Raw genomic sequence first — 15,133 nt, forward strand, 5'->3', positions numbered from 1 at the left:
GCCCCTGAAATTCTAGCCGCGTAGCGCTTCAGCCAGCGGCCGCGTTGAAAGGCTCGCACGCGTCGACGTCGCGCTCTGGATAAAGCCGCCGCCCAGCACGCGCGCCTGGCCGAAGGCGGCGTCGTAGAACACGCAGGCCTGGCCGGGCGAGACGCCCTCCTCGCCGGCGACGAGCTCGACTTCATAGCGGCCGTCACTGCCGCGCAGCCACGCCGGCTGCGGCGCGCGGGTCGAGCGCACCCGCACGAAAACCTCGAGACCCTTGCCGATCGCGCGATCGAGCGCGCCTTCGCCGATCCAGTTGACGTCGCGCAGCGCAATGCGGTCCATCCTGAGCGCCTCGCGCGGACCGACGACCACGCGGCGGGTCGAGGCATCGAGCCGCACAACATAAAGCGGATGGCCGGAGGCGATGCCAAGCCCCCTGCGCTGGCCTACGGTGAAATGCGCGATGCCCTGATGGGTGCCGAGCACGCGCCCGTCGAGATCCGTGATATCGCCGGGCTCCATCGCATTCGGCTTCAGCCGGCTGATGATATCGGTGTAACGCCCGGTCGGCACGAAACAGATGTCCTGGCTGTCGTGCTTGTCGGCAACGGTGAGGCCAAAGCGGCGCGCGTGCTCGCGCACCTCGGGCTTGGACATGTCGCCGAGCGGGAAGCGCAGGAAATCGAGCTGCTCGCGCGTGGTCGCGAACAGAAAGTAGCTCTGGTCGCGGTCAGCGTCGGCCGCGCAGGTGAGCGCGCGCGATCCGTCGGCCATGTGGTGCGAAGCAACGTAATGGCCGGTCGCGAGCGCCTGCGCGCCAAGCTCGCGCGCGGTCTTCATGAGGTCGCGGAACTTGACCGATCGGTTGCACTCGATGCACGGCACCGGCGTCTCGCCGAGCGCGTAGCTCTCGGCAAAGGTGTCGATCACGGATTCGCGGAAGCGCTCTTCGTAGTCGAGCACGTAATGCGGAATGCCGATGCGCTCGGCGACGTTGCGCGCATCGTGAATGTCCTGGCCCGCGCAGCAGGCGCCCTTGCGATGCGTTGCCGCGCCATGGTCGTAAAGCTGCAGGGTGATGCCGACGACGTCGTAGCCCTCCGACTTCAACAGCGCAGCCGTCGTCGAGGAGTCGACGCCGCCGGACATGGCGACAACGACCCTGGTATCCTCCGGACGGCCTTCGAGATCGAGACTGTTGAGCATGGGGTTTAAGCGTTACCAAACGATCGCGGGCGGCGCCGACCGCTTCCATGAATCAGCGATCAGGAAGCCGTTTTGGAGCCGATCTCGCATTAGCGGTCCTCCGGCACGGTTCCGGACAAGCTAACGGCCGAAATCGGTTGGGAGGCACATTCTTTAATATAGGCCGGTCCGCCGTGAAGCAAATCGCGCGAGGGCCTTTTGCAGCGCAAACGGCAAATCTTGCCGAGCGGCAGAAAGAGCGCCGCTTCCGGACCCCGCAGCCGCGCCGTTGTGCCGCCTCAACACATTGGAAAGTATATATATTTTTTTCGGAAAGCGGCTGGCCCGCTCCTTGCTAACCCCTCCCTGCCAAGTTCATCGCAAGAGGCCGGCCGTGGTAAGCGTCACGTTAGATGTCACAGCAAGCGCGAGCTTCCAAAGCGCGCCGCCGAAGCCTGCCCTGCCCGACCCGACGCAGCTCACAGGAAGCTTCGCCGCGCTGGTCGACAGCAGCCTGCCCTCCGACCCCGCGGCTGCGTTCCCGCCGACGCCGGAACCGACGGCCCCACCGAACGCGAGCCAAAACGCAACCGGCGGCGGCGACAACAACTCGAACGAGACCGCCAACACGCCAGGCGCCGCCAGCACGCCAGGCGCCGCCAGCACGCAGAGCCCTCCCGGCGCGCAAAGCGCCGCCACCCCGCAAGGCGCCACCGGCGCAAACCCGAATCCGCCACCCAGCGGCTCAGACAACTCCACCGCTCCTGAGCACACGCCGTCCACCACGGCGACCGCCAACCAGGGCAACAGCAACACGACGGCGGCCAACGCTGCGAAATCCGGCACGTCGAAGACCGAGGGCGGCAAATCGACCGACAAGAGTTCGCCCGACAGTGGCAAGACCACCGATACGACCGGCGCCGGCATGACGGTGCAGACAGGCGGCACGCCCGCCAACCCGCCAAATCCGATCGCAGCGCTGCTTCCGGTGGCAAGCACGCTCACCAATGCCCCGGCGGCATCAGGCAATTCCAACGCGCCGCTTGCGATCGCAGCGGCTGCGATAGCCGCCACTACCTCAATCACGGCGTCGCTGACGGGTGCACCGGCGCAAGCGAAGGCGGACGGCGCTTCGAAGGGCGCGACGACGACCGTCGTCACCGCCAGCGGAAAGACGCCGGCGCAAGGCGTGGCGATCGACGCGACGGCGACGCAAGAGGCAACCGACTCCACCGCGTCTTCGGATCTGGCGCTCCTCGCCGCGGCCGGCATGGCGGGCGCGACCAAAGCGAACACCACTGGCCTCAAGACGGCTGTGGCGACCACAACTCAAGCCAAGACCGCAACCAATGCGGCTTCCGGCACGCAAGCAACGTCCGATCCGTCGGCAAAAACGGCAGCGACCAACGCGCCCCAGAACGGCGCGCCGCCGCAGCAACCGGCTACCGACGCCAAGGCCAATACCGCCGTCACGCCCGCCGATGCCGTCAAGCCGGACGGCAATGGCGCGTCGGCGCCGTCGACAACGGCAACCGCCGATCATGCTCCGGCCGCTGCCGGCGTTCAGGCGCCGGCCCCCGTCGTCGATGCGAGCGCGCAAGTGACGGCCGTGCCGCAGCAGCTTTCCGACGCCGCGCCGGTGGTGGCGACGGATAGACTGACCGTGACTCAGGCGACCGGCGCCGCCGTGCCGGTCTCCGGGCTCGCCGTCACCATCGCGGCGACCGCGCAGAGCGGCAAGACCAGTTTCGACCTGCGGCTCGATCCCGCCGACCTCGGCCGCATCGATGTCCGCATCAATGTCGACAGCAATGGCCAGGTGACATCGCATCTGACGGTCGAGAAGCCGGAGACGCTGTCGATGCTGCAGCAGGACGCGCCGCAGCTTCAGCAGGCGTTGAACGATGCGGGGCTCAAGACCGGCAGCGGCGGCCTGCAGTTCAGCCTGCGCGACCAATCGTCGTCCGGACAGAACAACACCGGCAACCAGAGCGGCGGCCAGCCGCAGCGGCTCGTGGTCACTGAAGAGAATCCGCCACCTGCTGTGATGGCCGGACGGTCCTATGGCCGCATGCTCGGCGCAAGCGGCGGCGTGGATATCAGAGTCTGAGGAGAGTGACATGGCAAGTACAGGCGCAACCACGGCCTCGCCGATCGTTTCGGGCACCACGCCGCTTCCGTCATCGTCGTCCTCCTCGAGCCTGAGCGGAACGAGCAATCAAACCATTGCGGGCAATTTCCAGACCTTCCTCACGCTATTGACGACGCAGCTTCAGAACCAGAACCCGCTCGATCCGCTCGACACCAACCAGTTCACCCAGCAACTCGTCGAGTTCGCAGGCGTCGAGCAGCAGCTCAAGACCAACGACTCTCTGTCGACGCTGGTTTCGCTGCAGCAAACTGCGGAGGCGACGCAGGCGCTGCAATTCGTCGGCAAGACCGCGGTCGTATCCGGCAACACCGCGGCACTGTCGAACTCCAAGGCGACGTGGGAGCTCAACGTCCCCTCGGCCTCGACGGTCAACATCACCATCGCCAACACCGCCGGCCAGACCGTCTATTCCAACAGTTTCGCGGCGGACGCCGGCAACAACCAGCCCTTCACCTGGAACGGCCAGGGCAATGACGGCACACAATGGCCCGACGGCAACTACACGCTGACCGCGACCGCGGCCGACAGCAACGGCAAGTCCGTCGGCATAACGACCCAGGTCGGCGGCACAGTCTCCTCCGTCGACCTCACCCAATCGCCGCCGCTGCTCACGATCAACGGGCAGACCTACACGGTCAGCCAGGTCAAGGCCATCGGAAGCTAGTCAAGCGCGTCACCGGCGCGTTCAGGCGGGCCCAAGAATTAAGAAACCGTTAAAGATCGCATCCTCTGGCTGTGCAACCCGGTGCTCTCGCGGCGCCGGGTTCATCGTGTTGCCGTCATTTCAAAGGAGAATCGTATTGACGCCTTGGGCTTAGGCAAATTTTAAGCCGCGCGGCGTACTTTGGTAGCGTGAGTTCAGTGGTTAAGAGTTTGTGAGTACGCCATGACAGAACCCCATCGCCCGAGGGTGAAATACGTCATCGGGCCTGACGGCAGCCCACTTACGATTGCGGACCTGCCCGCGCCCGGTACCAAACGGTGGGTCATTCGCCGTAAGGCCGAAGTCGTCGCCGCGGTCCGCGGCGGGCTACTCTCCCTCGAAGAGGCCTGCAGCCGCTACACGCTGACGGTTGACGAGTTTCTCTCCTGGCAGTTCTCGATCGACCAGCACGGCCTCGCCGGGCTCCGCACCACCCGGATCCAACAGTATCGCCAGTAATCCACGTCCCTCTCGAACCAGGGCATTTGAAAAAAATCGGCCTCGCTTCGCGAGGTCGATTTTTTTCATATCGGCCAATTCCTTGGGTCCCTTAACCTTCGTTAACCATATCGAAACCATACCGTAGGCAATAATTGCCTACTCGGCTGTTGGGCGCCGAATCTGGGGTAGTTGGTTTTGCAAGGTCTCGTAGACTTCCTGAAGGGCCTGGGGGCTGCGCGGTTGATGGCGATGGTCGCGGTCACGGCCGCGCTGATCGGCTTCTTTGCGTTCGTCATCGTGCGCGTCACGACGCCGCAGATGACCACATTGTTCACCGATCTGAGCCTCGAGGACTCCTCGAGCATCATCAAGGACCTCGACCGCCAGGGCATCCCTTACGAACTCCGCAGCGAAGGCAGCACCATCCTCGTACCGAAGGACAAGGTCACGCGGCTGCGCATGAAGCTCGCCGAGGGCGGCTTGCCCAAGGGCGGCGGCGTCGGCTACGAGATCTTCGACAAGTCGGATGCGCTCGGCACCACGAGCTTCGTGCAGAACATCAATCAGCTGCGGGCGCTCGAAGGCGAACTCGCGCGCACGATCGAGTCCATCGACCGCATTCAGGCTGCCCGCGTGCACCTGGTGCTGCCCGAGCGGCCGCTGTTCTCGCGCGAGACGCCGGAGCCGTCGGCCTCGATCGTGCTCAGGGTGCGCGGCACGCTGGAGCCGCAGCAGATCCGCGCCATCCGCCATCTCGTCGCCTCCTCCGTCAACGGCTTGAAGCCGCAGCGCGTTTCGATCGTCGATGAGTCGGGCCAGCTCCTCGCCGACGGCGCCACCAGCGACATTGACCAGGTCGTCGGCGACGAGCGACGCACAGCCTTCGAAAAGCGGTTGCGCAAGGAGGTCGAGGACATCGTCTCCTCGGTGGTGGGCCAGGGCCGCGCCCGCGTCCAGCTCTCGGCCGATTTCGACTACAACAAGATCACCCAGACCTCGGACAAGTTCGACCCCGATGGCCGCGTGCTGCGCTCGAGCCAGACCCGCGAGGAATCCTCGGCCACCGCTGACAACAACGGCCAGGTCACCGTCAACAACGAGCTGCCCGGCGCCCCGCAGAACAACAACGCTCCCGAGACGCGCGACCAGAGCAAGAAGAGCGAGGAAACCAACAATTACGAGATTTCCCGCACCACCAAGACCGAGGTGACCGAGGCCGGCCGCGTCAACCGCATCTCGGTCGCTGTCCTCGTCGACGGCTCCTACACCAAGAACGACAAGGGAGAGCTCGTCTACAAGGAGCGCTCCAAGGACGAGCTCGACCGCATCGCGGCGCTCGTGCGCTCGGCGATCGGCTTCGACCAGAAGCGCGGCGACCAGGTCGAGGTCGTCAATCTGCGATTCGCCGAAGGCCCGCAGGTCACCCCGATTTCCGAGCCCACCGGCTTGCTCGGCATGCTGCAGTTCACCAAGGACGACATCATGTACGTCATCGAGCTCGGCGTCATGATGCTGCTCGGCCTTGTCGTGCTGTTCATGGTGGTGCGCCCGCTGGTGAAGAAGATCCTGGCCTCCGACGAACTGGCCGCGCTGACGAATGCCGTCACCGCGCCGCCGCCGGAAGAGGCCGCGCCTGCCGTCGGCCCCGTGCCCGGCGGCCTGCTTCCGGGCGCCAGCACCACCGCGCATCTGATCGACGTCGCGCAGGTGCAAGGCCAGGTCCACGCCCAGTCCATGCATCGCGTCGGCGAGCTCGCCGAGCGCAACCCCAACGAAACCGTCGGCATTATCCGGCAATGGCTGAGTGAACCCGCCGAGTGACCTGACATGGCTCTTCCGCAACAAGCCCAGAACTCCCAGGACATCACCAGTGTCATTGCGAGCCTTGCCCAGCGCCAGGCCGGCAAAGAAAAGCTGAAGATCGCCGGCCCCAAGCGCGCGGCGATGCTGATGCTCGCGCTCGGCGAACAGTATGCCGGCAAGATCTGGGAGATGCTGGACGACGACGAGGTGCGCGAGCTGTCGCTGGTGATGTCCACGCTGGGCACCGTCGAAGCGGACATAGTCGAGGACATGTTGCTGGAATTCGTCTCGCGCATGTCGGCTTCCGGCGCGCTGATGGGCAATTTCGACGCGACCGAACGTCTGCTGCAGCAATACCTGCCGCCGGAGCGCGTCCACGGCATCATGGACGAGATCCGCGGCCCCGCCGGCCGCAACATGTGGGAGAAGCTCTCCAACGTGCAGGAAGAGGTGCTCGCCAACTATCTGAAGAACGAATATCCGCAGACCATCGCAGTGGTGCTGTCGAAGCTCAAGCCCGAGCATGCGGCGCGCGTGCTCGCGATCCTGCCCGAGGACATGGCGCTCGACGTGGTCGGCCGCATGCTGAAGATGGAAGCCGTGCAGAAGGAGGTGATCGAGAGCGTCGAGAAGACGCTGCGCACGGAGTTCATGTCGAACCTGTCGCAGACCCGCCGCCGCGACGCCCACGAGGTGATGGCCGAAATCTTCAACAATTTCGATCGCCACACCGAAACGCGCTTCATCACCTCGCTGGAAGAGGAGAATCGCGAATCCGCCGAACGCATCAAGGCGCTGATGTTCACCTTCGACGACTTGATCAAGCTGGATTCGGCCTCCGCCCAGACGCTGATGCGCAATGTCGACAAGGACAAGCTCGGGGTCGCGCTCAAGAGCGCCAATGAGGAGGTCAAGAGCTTCTTCCTCGGCAACATGTCCTCGCGCGCCGGCAAGATGCTGCTGGACGACATGGCGGCGATGGGGCCGGTTCGGCTGCGCGACGTCGACGAGGCTCAGGCGCTGCTCGTCAACCTCGCCAAGGATCTCGCCGCCAAGGGCGAGATCACACTGACCAAGAACCGCGCCGACGACGAACTGGTGTACTGATGGCCGCGCCCGCGAAATTCCTGTTCGATACCGACTTCGCCGCCCCCGACAAGTCGCGCGAGCGGCCGACCCATGCCGAGGTCGCGCAACGGATTGCGGCCGCGGAGCAGCGCGCCTATCGCGACGGCTTCGACGCCGGCCAGCGCGAGGCCAAAGCCGAAAGCGACCGCCGCACGGCGCTGGCGCTGGAAGAGATCAAGATCGGCATGCAGGCCATCGCGGCGCGCTTCGCCGGCATCGAGACGCGGATGGAGACCGAGGCGGTCGACGTCGCGGTTGCGGTCGCGCGAAAACTGTGCAGCGAGCTGATCGCCGCCGAGCCGCTCGGCGAGATCACAGGTCTCGTCCAGGATTGCTTCTCGCACCTGGTCTCGACGCCGCATCTCGTCGTGCGCGTCAACGCCTCGCTCTACGAGGTGGCGCGGGAGAGTATCGAGCGGCTCGCCAAGCAATCCGGCTTCGAGGGTCGCCTCGTCATCCTGGCCGAGCCCGAGATTGCGACCGGCGATTGTCGGATCGAATGGGCCGACGGCGGCGTCGTACTGGATCGCGCGGCGATCGACGCCAGGATCGACGAACTTGTCGGACGTTACATCACGTCCAGGAACGAGGCCGCACCGGCCGTGGGGGTTTAAGACATGAGCGACACCGACACCCAGGTTCCGCTTCCCGACCTCAACAACGCGGCCGAGGCGCCGGTCGGGAACGACGTCGGCTACAACGAGGACGAACAGGCCGCCCGCGTCGCCGCCGATCTCGAGGCGGTGTTCGACGTGCCGGTGCAGGTCTCGGCCGTGCTCGGCCGCTCCAAGATGGACGTCGGCGAGCTCTTGAAGCTCGGCCCCGGCACCGTGCTCGAGCTCGACCGCCGCGTCGGCGAAGCCATCGACATCTATGTCAACAACCGTCTCGTCGCGCGCGGCGAGGTGGTGCTGGTGGAAGACAAGCTCGGCGTGACCATGACCGAAATCCTGAAGGCGGAACGAACCTAATCAATTCTCGCGCCTGAAACGCGTGCTCAAGAGAACAGGAGACTGACATGCGGCTTCTCATCGTTGGCACCTTGAAGGGCCAGCTCACCGCAGCCACCAAGATCGCGATGGACAATGGCGCCTCCGTCACCCATGCCGAGGGCAACGAGCAGACCCTGGCGGTGCTGCGCGGCGGCAAGGGCGCAGACCTCCTCCTGGTCGATGTCGGGCTCGACATCCGCGACCTCGTGATGCGGCTCGAGGCCGAGCACATCCATGTTCCGATCGTCGCCTGCGGCATCTCCTCTGACGCCCGCGCCGCGGTTGCCGCGATCCATGCCGGCGCCAAGGAATATATCCCGCTGCCGCCGGATCCAGAATTGATCGCCGCGGTGCTGGCCGCCGTCGCCAACGATTCCCGCGACCTCATCTATCGCGACGAGGCCATGGCGAAAGTGGTCAAGCTGGCCCAGCAGATCGCGGGCTCGGACGCCTCTGTGATGATCACCGGGGAATCCGGAACGGGCAAGGAAGTGCTGGCGCGCTATGTCCATTCCCGCTCGGCCCGCGCCAAGCGGCCCTTCATCTCGATCAACTGCGCGGCGATCCCGGAGCACCTGCTCGAATCCGAATTGTTCGGCCATGAGAAGGGCGCCTTCACGGGTGCAGTGGCGCGCCGCATCGGCAAGTTCGAGGAAGCGACCGGCGGCACGCTGTTGCTGGACGAAATCTCGGAGATGGACGTGCGGCTGCAATCGAAGCTCTTGCGAGCGATCCAGGAGCGCGTGATCGACCGCGTCGGCGGCACCAGGCCCGTGCCGGTCGATATCCGCATCATCGCGACCTCCAACCGCAACCTCTCCGACGCCGTGCGCGAAGGCACCTTCCGCGAGGATCTGCTGTTCCGTCTCAACGTCGTGAACCTGAAGATCCCGCCCTTGCGCGATCGCCCGGCCGATATCCTCGAGCTGGCGCAGCATTTCGCGAAGAAATATGCCGACGCCAACGCCGTGCCGCTGCGCCCGATCTCGGCCGACGCGCGGCGGGTACTCACCACCAACCGCTGGCAGGGCAACGTCCGCGAGCTCGAAAACACCATTCATCGCGCGGTGCTGATGGCGCAAGGCGACGAGATCGGCCCCGAGGCGATCCTGACCCCCGACGGCGACCGGCTTGATGTCGCCAAAACCCAGCCGGCGGTGGCGCACGCGACCTTCGCCGCCGAGCAGGTGACGCGCGCGCTGGTCGGCCGCACCGTCGCCGACGTCGAGCGCGACCTGATCCTGGAGACGTTGAAGCACTGCCTCGGCAACCGCACCCATGCCGCCAATATCCTCGGCATCTCGATCCGCACGTTGCGCAACAAGCTCAACGAATATGCAGACGGCGGCGTGCCGATCCCGCCGCCGGGCACAGGTGAATACGGGCAGCGGATAGCCACGACGGGTTAGTCTCGACGTCGTCATTGCGAGGAGCGAAGCAACGAAGCAATCCAGACTGCCTCCGCCGGTAGACTATGGATTGCTTCGCTTCGCTCGCAATGGCGAGAACTGGCGACACATCATCACGAATAATTCGGCCCGCCGGGGCGTCGGAAAATATGGATGGGATCACCCGGCGTGAATTGGTGCCCGCGGAACACCATATAGGCGTACAGCGCGAGATAGAGAATTGCGAGCGTGCCGGCCACGTAGATGGCCCAGATGCCGATCCGTTTCATCGCGCCAGCATGCCATGGGACGCGGGCGCAGGCCACACCATCCATTTGGCTCGAACGAAATCGCCCACCGAGTTGAAGCGGCGAGCGCTATCTCGATCTGCAGAGGGCGTATCGCGGCTAGCCCGCAGCCACCTTCGGCGCCACGCTGACCGCGAGCTTGCCGTAACGGTCAGTGAATGCGGCGGTGTCGATCTCCTCGAGCTGGATCGCGCCGGAGAGCACGCCCTTCTTCCATTCGTCGTGCTCGGGGTCGTACTGGAACTCGGGCATCACTTTTTTCGCGAACAGCTCGAGCGACTCGCAAATGTGCTCATGCGTGTTCTTGCCGGCCTGGTTGAGCAGGATCACCTGATCGATATGCGAGGTGCGGAAACGCCGCAATTTCTTGCGGATGGTTTCAGGCGATCCGATCAGCCCGCCGCGCAGCGCGGCCTCCTGCGCTTCCGGATTGTCCCGCTTCCACTTGTTGTACTCGTCCCACATGTTGACGGTGCCCGGCGCCGGACGCTGGCGGCTCTGCGACTGGCCGTAATAGCGCAGCGCGAACTGGAAGAAGGTCGCGCCGTCGGCGCGCCGGCGCGCCTCTTCGTCCGTCTCCGCGCACATGAAGAACGACACCAGCGCCATGTTGGGGTTGATCTCGTAATCGGCGAGCTTCTTCAGCCGCTTGGTGAGGGCGTTGTAATAGGCATGCACCCAGGCATGCGCCGCGTCCGCGCTGACGAACTGGAAGCCGAGCGCGCCAAAGCCGTTTTGTCCGGCGCGCTCGATGGTCGGAAGCTGCGAGCACGCCATCCACAGCGGCGGGTGTGGCTTCTGCACCGGCTTTGGCACCACATTGCGCAGCGGAATATCGAAATATTTGCCGTGATGCTCGGTGCCGACCTTGGTGAACATCGGGAAGATCGCCTGAACGGCTTCCTCGAACACCTCGCGCTTGGTCTCCATGTCGCGGCCGAACGGCGTGAGCTCGGTGATGGAAGCGCTCTCCCCCATGCCGAACTCGCAGCGCCCGCGGCTCAACAGATCAAGCACCGCGACCTTTTCGGCGACGCGCGCGGGATGATTGGTAGTGAGCTGGATGATGCCGTGGCCGAGCCGGATCTGTTTCGTGCGCTGGGTCGCCGCTGCAAGGAAAGCTTCCGGCTGCGGAGAATGCGAATATTCCTCGAGAAAATGATGCTCGACGACCCAGGCGTAGTCATAACCGAGCCGATCGGCGGTCTCGAGCTGCGTCAGCGCGTCCTGGTAGAGCCTCAATTCACCACCCTCAACCCACGGGCGCGGCAATTGCAGCTCGTAGAAGATGCCGAATTTCATGACGCCTCTCCCGGGACCTGTCTCGTTTTTTGGTTAGTGTAGCCCCCGCCGGGCCCAAGTCCAGCGGCGCTTAGCGCATACCAATTCCGCGCCGCGGAAGCAGGCTTGATCCGAACAGGTGAATGATTAGGTTGTCAGGACGCGAGTCGCCGCTCACGCTCGTACCCCTCAGGCTCATGACGACCTTCACCCCGCACCAGGACTCTGCGCTCAAAGCCGTGGCCGACTGGATGAAAGCAAAGCCCGGCAAGAACGGCACGCCGCAGGTCTTCCGCCTGTTCGGCTATGCCGGCACCGGCAAGACCACGTTGGCACGCCATATCGCCGACGGCGTCGACGGCGAGGTGAAATTCGCGGCCTTCACCGGCAAGGCCGCGCTGGTGATGCGCAACAAGGGCTGCGACGGCGCCTCCACCATCCATTCGCTGATCTATCGCGCGCGCGAGTCGGGCGTCGAGCAGCCGAGTTTTGAGCTCTGGGACGACGCGCCGGCGTCCAAGGCAAAGCTCATCGTGATCGACGAATGCTCCATGGTCGATGCCGAGATGGGCCGCGACCTGCTCTCGTTCGAATGTCCGCTGCTGGTGCTCGGCGATCCCGCGCAATTGCCGCCGATCCAGGGCGGCGGCTTCTTCACGGCATCCGAGCCCGACGCGATGCTGACCGAGGTGCATCGCCAGGCCCAGGACGATCCGATCGTGCGGATGTCGATGGACGTGCGCGAGGGCCGCGAGCTCGACATCGGCCGCCATGGCGAGAGCGAGGTGGTGTCGCGCGCCGAGCTCGATCCGCAGCGGGTGATGGACGCCGATCAGGTGCTGGTCGGACGCAACAACACCCGCCGCGCCTATAATATGCGAATGCGACAGCGGCAGGACATCGAGGAGCCGCTGCCGGTCGCCGGCGACAAGCTGGTCTGCCTGCGCAACAACCGCAAGAAGGGCCTGTTCAATGGCGGGCTGTGGCGGGTGAAGGCGCGCACTCCCTCGCGCTCCAAATCATCGCGCATCCTGAGCATGCGGCTGTCGCCGGACGAGGAATTCGTCCACAAGGTCACGAAGGTGTCCGTGCGCCAGGACTGTTTCGAGGGCGGGATCGAGCAGATCCCGTGGGAGCAGCGCAAGCCCTATGACGAATTCGACTACGGCTATGTGCTCACCGTGCACAAGTCGCAGGGCTCGCAATGGGACGACGTCGTCCTGTTCGACGAGAGCTTTGCGTTCCAGGACAGCCGCGCCCGCTGGCTCTATACCGGCATCACGCGGGCGGCAAAGCGGCTAAGCGTCGTGGTGTGAAGCAATATCCTCCCGTCATTGCGAGCCAACAGGTCCGCGCGAACGCGCGGCCCGATGACAGGCTCCGCGAAGCAATCCACGTTTTCCCGGGAGGTATGGATTGCTTCGTCGCTTTGGCTCCTCGCAATGACGGTCACTTCCCTGCGAAGCAAAAATCCTCGCGTCCCGCCGGCGAGCCATACGTAAACGGCTGTTGCTGATGCCTGGTCGCGGTCCAGACGTCATCGCGCACGATGTCGAACAGCTTCCGGACCTCGACATGCGGCTCCTTGACGTCGCGTGCGACGGCCACGGCAAACGGACTGTCAGTGCCTGCGCCGTCGTCCGCGGTCTCGCCGTGCTTGGCCGCATACACCACCATGAAGTCCGCGGACGGCTCGATATCGGAAAAGCCCTTGTCGACCAGTTTCAGCGCGATCGTGTGCTGCGTGGTCGCGGCGAAAGGATTGTCGCGGCAGGCATCGAGCATGACGAGGCGCAGCTTGCGCGCGCCTCCGACGGCCGCGATCACCTGCTCCAGCGCCCCTGCGCAGGTACACCGTGCCGCGGTTGTAGTAAGCGATGGCGAAATTCGGGCGCTTCTGCAAAGCGAGATTGTAGTCGGCGATCGCCTCGTCGTCCTTGCCCTTGCGCTCGTAGGCCCAGCCGCGCGCGTTGAGGAAACCGACATTGTCGGGATCGAGCTCGAGCGCCTAGTTGTAGGCTTCGATCGCCTTGTCGATGTTGCGCTTGGTGAAGAGCACGCTGCCGCGAATGGCGTAGGCCAGCGCCAGATCCTTTCCGGTTGCCTTGCCGTCCAGGATCAGTCGCTCGCAGGCATCCGCGCGTGCCCTCAGGTCGCCTCCCCGCTGGCGGCAGGTCGCAATGTCGTCCCCCAGTTCCGGACCGGCCAATGCGGAAAGGCTGAGCGGACCGAGCACCACGAGCGAAAGCAGAAGGGAGCGCCACATGTCCAACTTGCTCCGGCACAACGAAAGTTTGTCGGCGAGACCTGTCGCGGTTCATTTCAGGACGGCCTGCCGCCCAGGCGCCGAACGCGCCTTAACGCCTTGGTCATCGGCGATTTATTCACGGACTCGTGTCCCCTCGCCGGTAACAAATCGACCCCTGCCCCGTATCTGGGAGGCAAGAAAGGCGCCGCAGGCAATTGTGAAGCACCACGGGCGCGCCTTAGACTACCTTCAACAGCCGACACTCAAGCCCAAACGAGGAACTCCATGAGCCAGTTCAGCCGCCTCTCGCTCTGCGCCGCTGCCATCGGCGCACTGGCGATCGCCGCCTTCGTTTCCGTACCTACGCGCGCCGCGGAAGACGCGGTAGTCATCCCGGCACCGGCCAGCGATGTCGCGCCGGCTGACGGCCTGCAGACCGCGGTGCTCTCGGGGGGCTGCTTCTGGGGGGTGCAGGGCGTGTTCCAGCACACCGCGGGCGTGGTGAGTGCGGTTTCCGGATACGCGGGGGGGAGCCGGATGACGGCAACCTATGAGCAAGTCTCGACCGGTACCACGGGCCACGCCGAGTCCGTGCAGATCAAATACGATCCGAAGAAGGTTTCCTACGGCAAGATCCTGCAGATATTCTTCTCCGTTGTGCACGACCCGACAGAGCTCAACCGCCAGGGGCCGGACTCCGGCACGCAATATCGCTCGGCAATCTTCACCACGACCGATGAGCAGAAGAAGGTCGCGGAGGCCTATATTGCCCAGCTCAACGCCGCCAAGGTCTATCGCAAGCCGATCGTGACCAAGGTTTCCGCGCTCCAGGGGTTCTTCCCGGCGGAGGCCTATCATCAGGACTACCTGACGCTGCACCCGAACCAGCCCTATATTGCCTATAACGACCTGCCCAAGATCGAGAATCTGAAGAAGCTGTTTGCAGCGAATTACATCGAGAAGCCGACACTGGTGAAGAACGTCAGCGTCTCCAACTGACGGCAGCTTCTCCAAAGCGCGATGACCATCATCGCGCTTTGGCCTGCTATTTGCGCATGATCTTCTCGGAAAACCGCTACACACTTTTCCGGATCATACGCCCGAAGGGAGCATCCATGTCCGGCGCCAAGACTAAAAACGCAAAGACCACAGACAAGGTCGTCAAGACCGAGGCTGAGTGGCGCAAGGAATTGACGCCCATGCAGTACGCGGTGCTGCGCGAGAAGGCGACCGAGCGGCCGTTCTCGGGCGAGTACGAGTATGAGACGCGGCCGGGGACCTATGTCTGCGCCGGCTGCGGCCAGACCTTGTTCGAGTCCGACGCCAAGACGACACCTAGGGTCGAGAAAAGCGAGGCCGAGTGGCGCAAGGAACTGACGCCGATGCAGTACGCGGTGCTGCGCGAGAAGGCGACCGAGCGTCCCTTCACCGGCGAATACGAGCACGACCACCGCGCCGGCACCTATGTCTGTGCCGGCTGCGGCCAGACGTTGTTCGAATCTGACGCCAAGTTCGA

The 15,133-nt window shown here is 64.5% G+C and carries 15 protein-coding genes and 2 pseudogenes; 11 read left to right on the plus strand and 6 right to left on the minus strand.

All coding sequences use genetic code 11. The features are described from left to right. Positions 1–12: 12 nt before the first annotated feature. Positions 13–1,194: a tRNA 2-thiouridine(34) synthase MnmA gene (mnmA, locus tag VKR55_RS12345; RefSeq protein WP_324403312.1), complete on the minus strand. Its 1,182-nt coding sequence runs from the start codon at positions 1,192–1,194 to the stop codon at positions 13–15. Positions 1,195–1,567: 373 nt separating this feature from the next. Here mnmA and VKR55_RS12350 point away from each other — a divergent pair, with 373 nt between their 5' ends. The 8 genes from VKR55_RS12350 to flbD all read left to right on the plus strand — a co-directional run bounded on the left by VKR55_RS12350 (position 1,568) and on the right by flbD (position 9,801). Beyond that, on the plus strand, positions 1,568–3,283 hold the full coding sequence (locus tag VKR55_RS12350) for a flagellar hook-length control protein FliK (protein ID WP_324403314.1): 1,716 nt from the start codon (positions 1,568–1,570) through the stop codon (positions 3,281–3,283). 10 nt (positions 3,284–3,293) lie between these two features. After that, complete coding sequence (locus tag VKR55_RS12355; protein ID WP_324403316.1) at positions 3,294–3,989, plus strand: flagellar hook assembly protein FlgD; 696 nt, start codon at positions 3,294–3,296, stop codon at positions 3,987–3,989. 222 nt (positions 3,990–4,211) lie between these two features. After that, positions 4,212–4,487 carry a CtrA inhibitor SciP gene (sciP, locus tag VKR55_RS12360; protein WP_002714638.1) on the plus strand — a complete coding sequence of 92 codons (276 nt, stop codon included), beginning with the start codon at positions 4,212–4,214 and terminating at the stop codon, positions 4,485–4,487. A 177-nt stretch (positions 4,488–4,664) separates the two neighbouring features. Then, a complete protein-coding gene (gene fliF / locus VKR55_RS12365) occupies positions 4,665–6,290 on the plus strand; it encodes a flagellar basal-body MS-ring/collar protein FliF (RefSeq protein WP_324403579.1) in 1,626 nt (541 codons plus the stop codon). Positions 6,291–6,296: 6 nt separating this feature from the next. After that, entirely contained in the window at positions 6,297–7,379 is a 1,083-nt protein-coding gene (gene fliG / locus VKR55_RS12370; RefSeq protein ID WP_324403581.1) for a flagellar motor switch protein FliG, read from the plus strand. Then, positions 7,379–8,014 (plus strand): FliH/SctL family protein, encoded by a 636-nt coding sequence (locus VKR55_RS12375; protein WP_324403583.1) that lies wholly within the window; start codon positions 7,379–7,381, stop codon positions 8,012–8,014. The genes fliG and VKR55_RS12375 overlap by 1 nt, the downstream gene beginning before the upstream one ends. Positions 8,015–8,017: 3 nt before the next feature. Further along, on the plus strand, positions 8,018–8,371 hold the full coding sequence (gene fliN, locus VKR55_RS12380) for a flagellar motor switch protein FliN (RefSeq protein ID WP_324403585.1): 354 nt from the start codon (positions 8,018–8,020) through the stop codon (positions 8,369–8,371). Between the two features lie 47 nt (positions 8,372–8,418). Further along, a complete protein-coding gene (gene flbD / locus VKR55_RS12385) occupies positions 8,419–9,801 on the plus strand; it encodes a sigma-54-dependent transcriptional regulator FlbD (protein WP_324403587.1) in 1,383 nt (460 codons plus the stop codon). Between the two features lie 113 nt (positions 9,802–9,914). On the opposite strand, the gene VKR55_RS12390 is transcribed toward flbD, so the two are convergent. Both VKR55_RS12390 and VKR55_RS12395 read right to left on the minus strand, forming a co-directional pair. Continuing rightward, positions 9,915–10,070, minus strand: coding sequence for a hypothetical protein (locus tag VKR55_RS12390; RefSeq protein ID WP_324403589.1), 156 nt, complete (start codon positions 10,068–10,070; stop codon positions 9,915–9,917). Positions 10,071–10,187: 117 nt separating this feature from the next. Further along, positions 10,188–11,390, minus strand: a complete 1,203-nt coding sequence (locus tag VKR55_RS12395) for an LLM class flavin-dependent oxidoreductase (protein WP_324403591.1) — start codon at positions 11,388–11,390, stop codon at positions 10,188–10,190. A 176-nt stretch (positions 11,391–11,566) separates the two neighbouring features. On the opposite strand from VKR55_RS12395, the gene VKR55_RS12400 reads away from it, so the two are divergent. After that, positions 11,567–12,685 (plus strand): ATP-dependent DNA helicase, encoded by a 1,119-nt coding sequence (locus VKR55_RS12400; protein ID WP_324403601.1) that lies wholly within the window; start codon positions 11,567–11,569, stop codon positions 12,683–12,685. 133 nt (positions 12,686–12,818) lie between these two features. Here the strand turns inward: VKR55_RS12400 and VKR55_RS33055 are convergent. From VKR55_RS33055 to VKR55_RS33065, 3 genes and pseudogenes are all read right to left on the minus strand, one after another. Continuing rightward, positions 12,819–13,220 (minus strand): annotated as a pseudogene (locus tag VKR55_RS33055) (caspase family protein); the annotation flags it as partial. Between the two features lie 37 nt (positions 13,221–13,257). Further along, positions 13,258–13,365 (minus strand): annotated as a pseudogene (locus VKR55_RS33060) (tetratricopeptide repeat protein); the annotation flags it as partial. 12 nt (positions 13,366–13,377) lie between these two features. Further along, a complete protein-coding gene (locus VKR55_RS33065; protein WP_414642348.1) occupies positions 13,378–13,635 on the minus strand; it encodes a hypothetical protein in 258 nt (85 codons plus the stop codon). A 267-nt stretch (positions 13,636–13,902) separates the two neighbouring features. Here VKR55_RS33065 and msrA point away from each other — a divergent pair, with 267 nt between their 5' ends. Together msrA and VKR55_RS12415 are read left to right on the plus strand one after the other, a co-directional pair. After that, on the plus strand, positions 13,903–14,616 hold the full coding sequence (gene msrA / locus VKR55_RS12410; protein WP_324403593.1) for a peptide-methionine (S)-S-oxide reductase MsrA: 714 nt from the start codon (positions 13,903–13,905) through the stop codon (positions 14,614–14,616). Between the two features lie 116 nt (positions 14,617–14,732). Next, a partial coding sequence (locus VKR55_RS12415; RefSeq protein WP_324403595.1) for a peptide-methionine (R)-S-oxide reductase occupies positions 14,733–15,133 on the plus strand: 401 nt, incomplete at its 3' end.

Source organism: Bradyrhizobium sp. (assembly GCF_035309285.1).
In the GTDB taxonomy this organism is placed as follows: domain Bacteria; phylum Pseudomonadota; class Alphaproteobacteria; order Rhizobiales; family Xanthobacteraceae; genus Bradyrhizobium.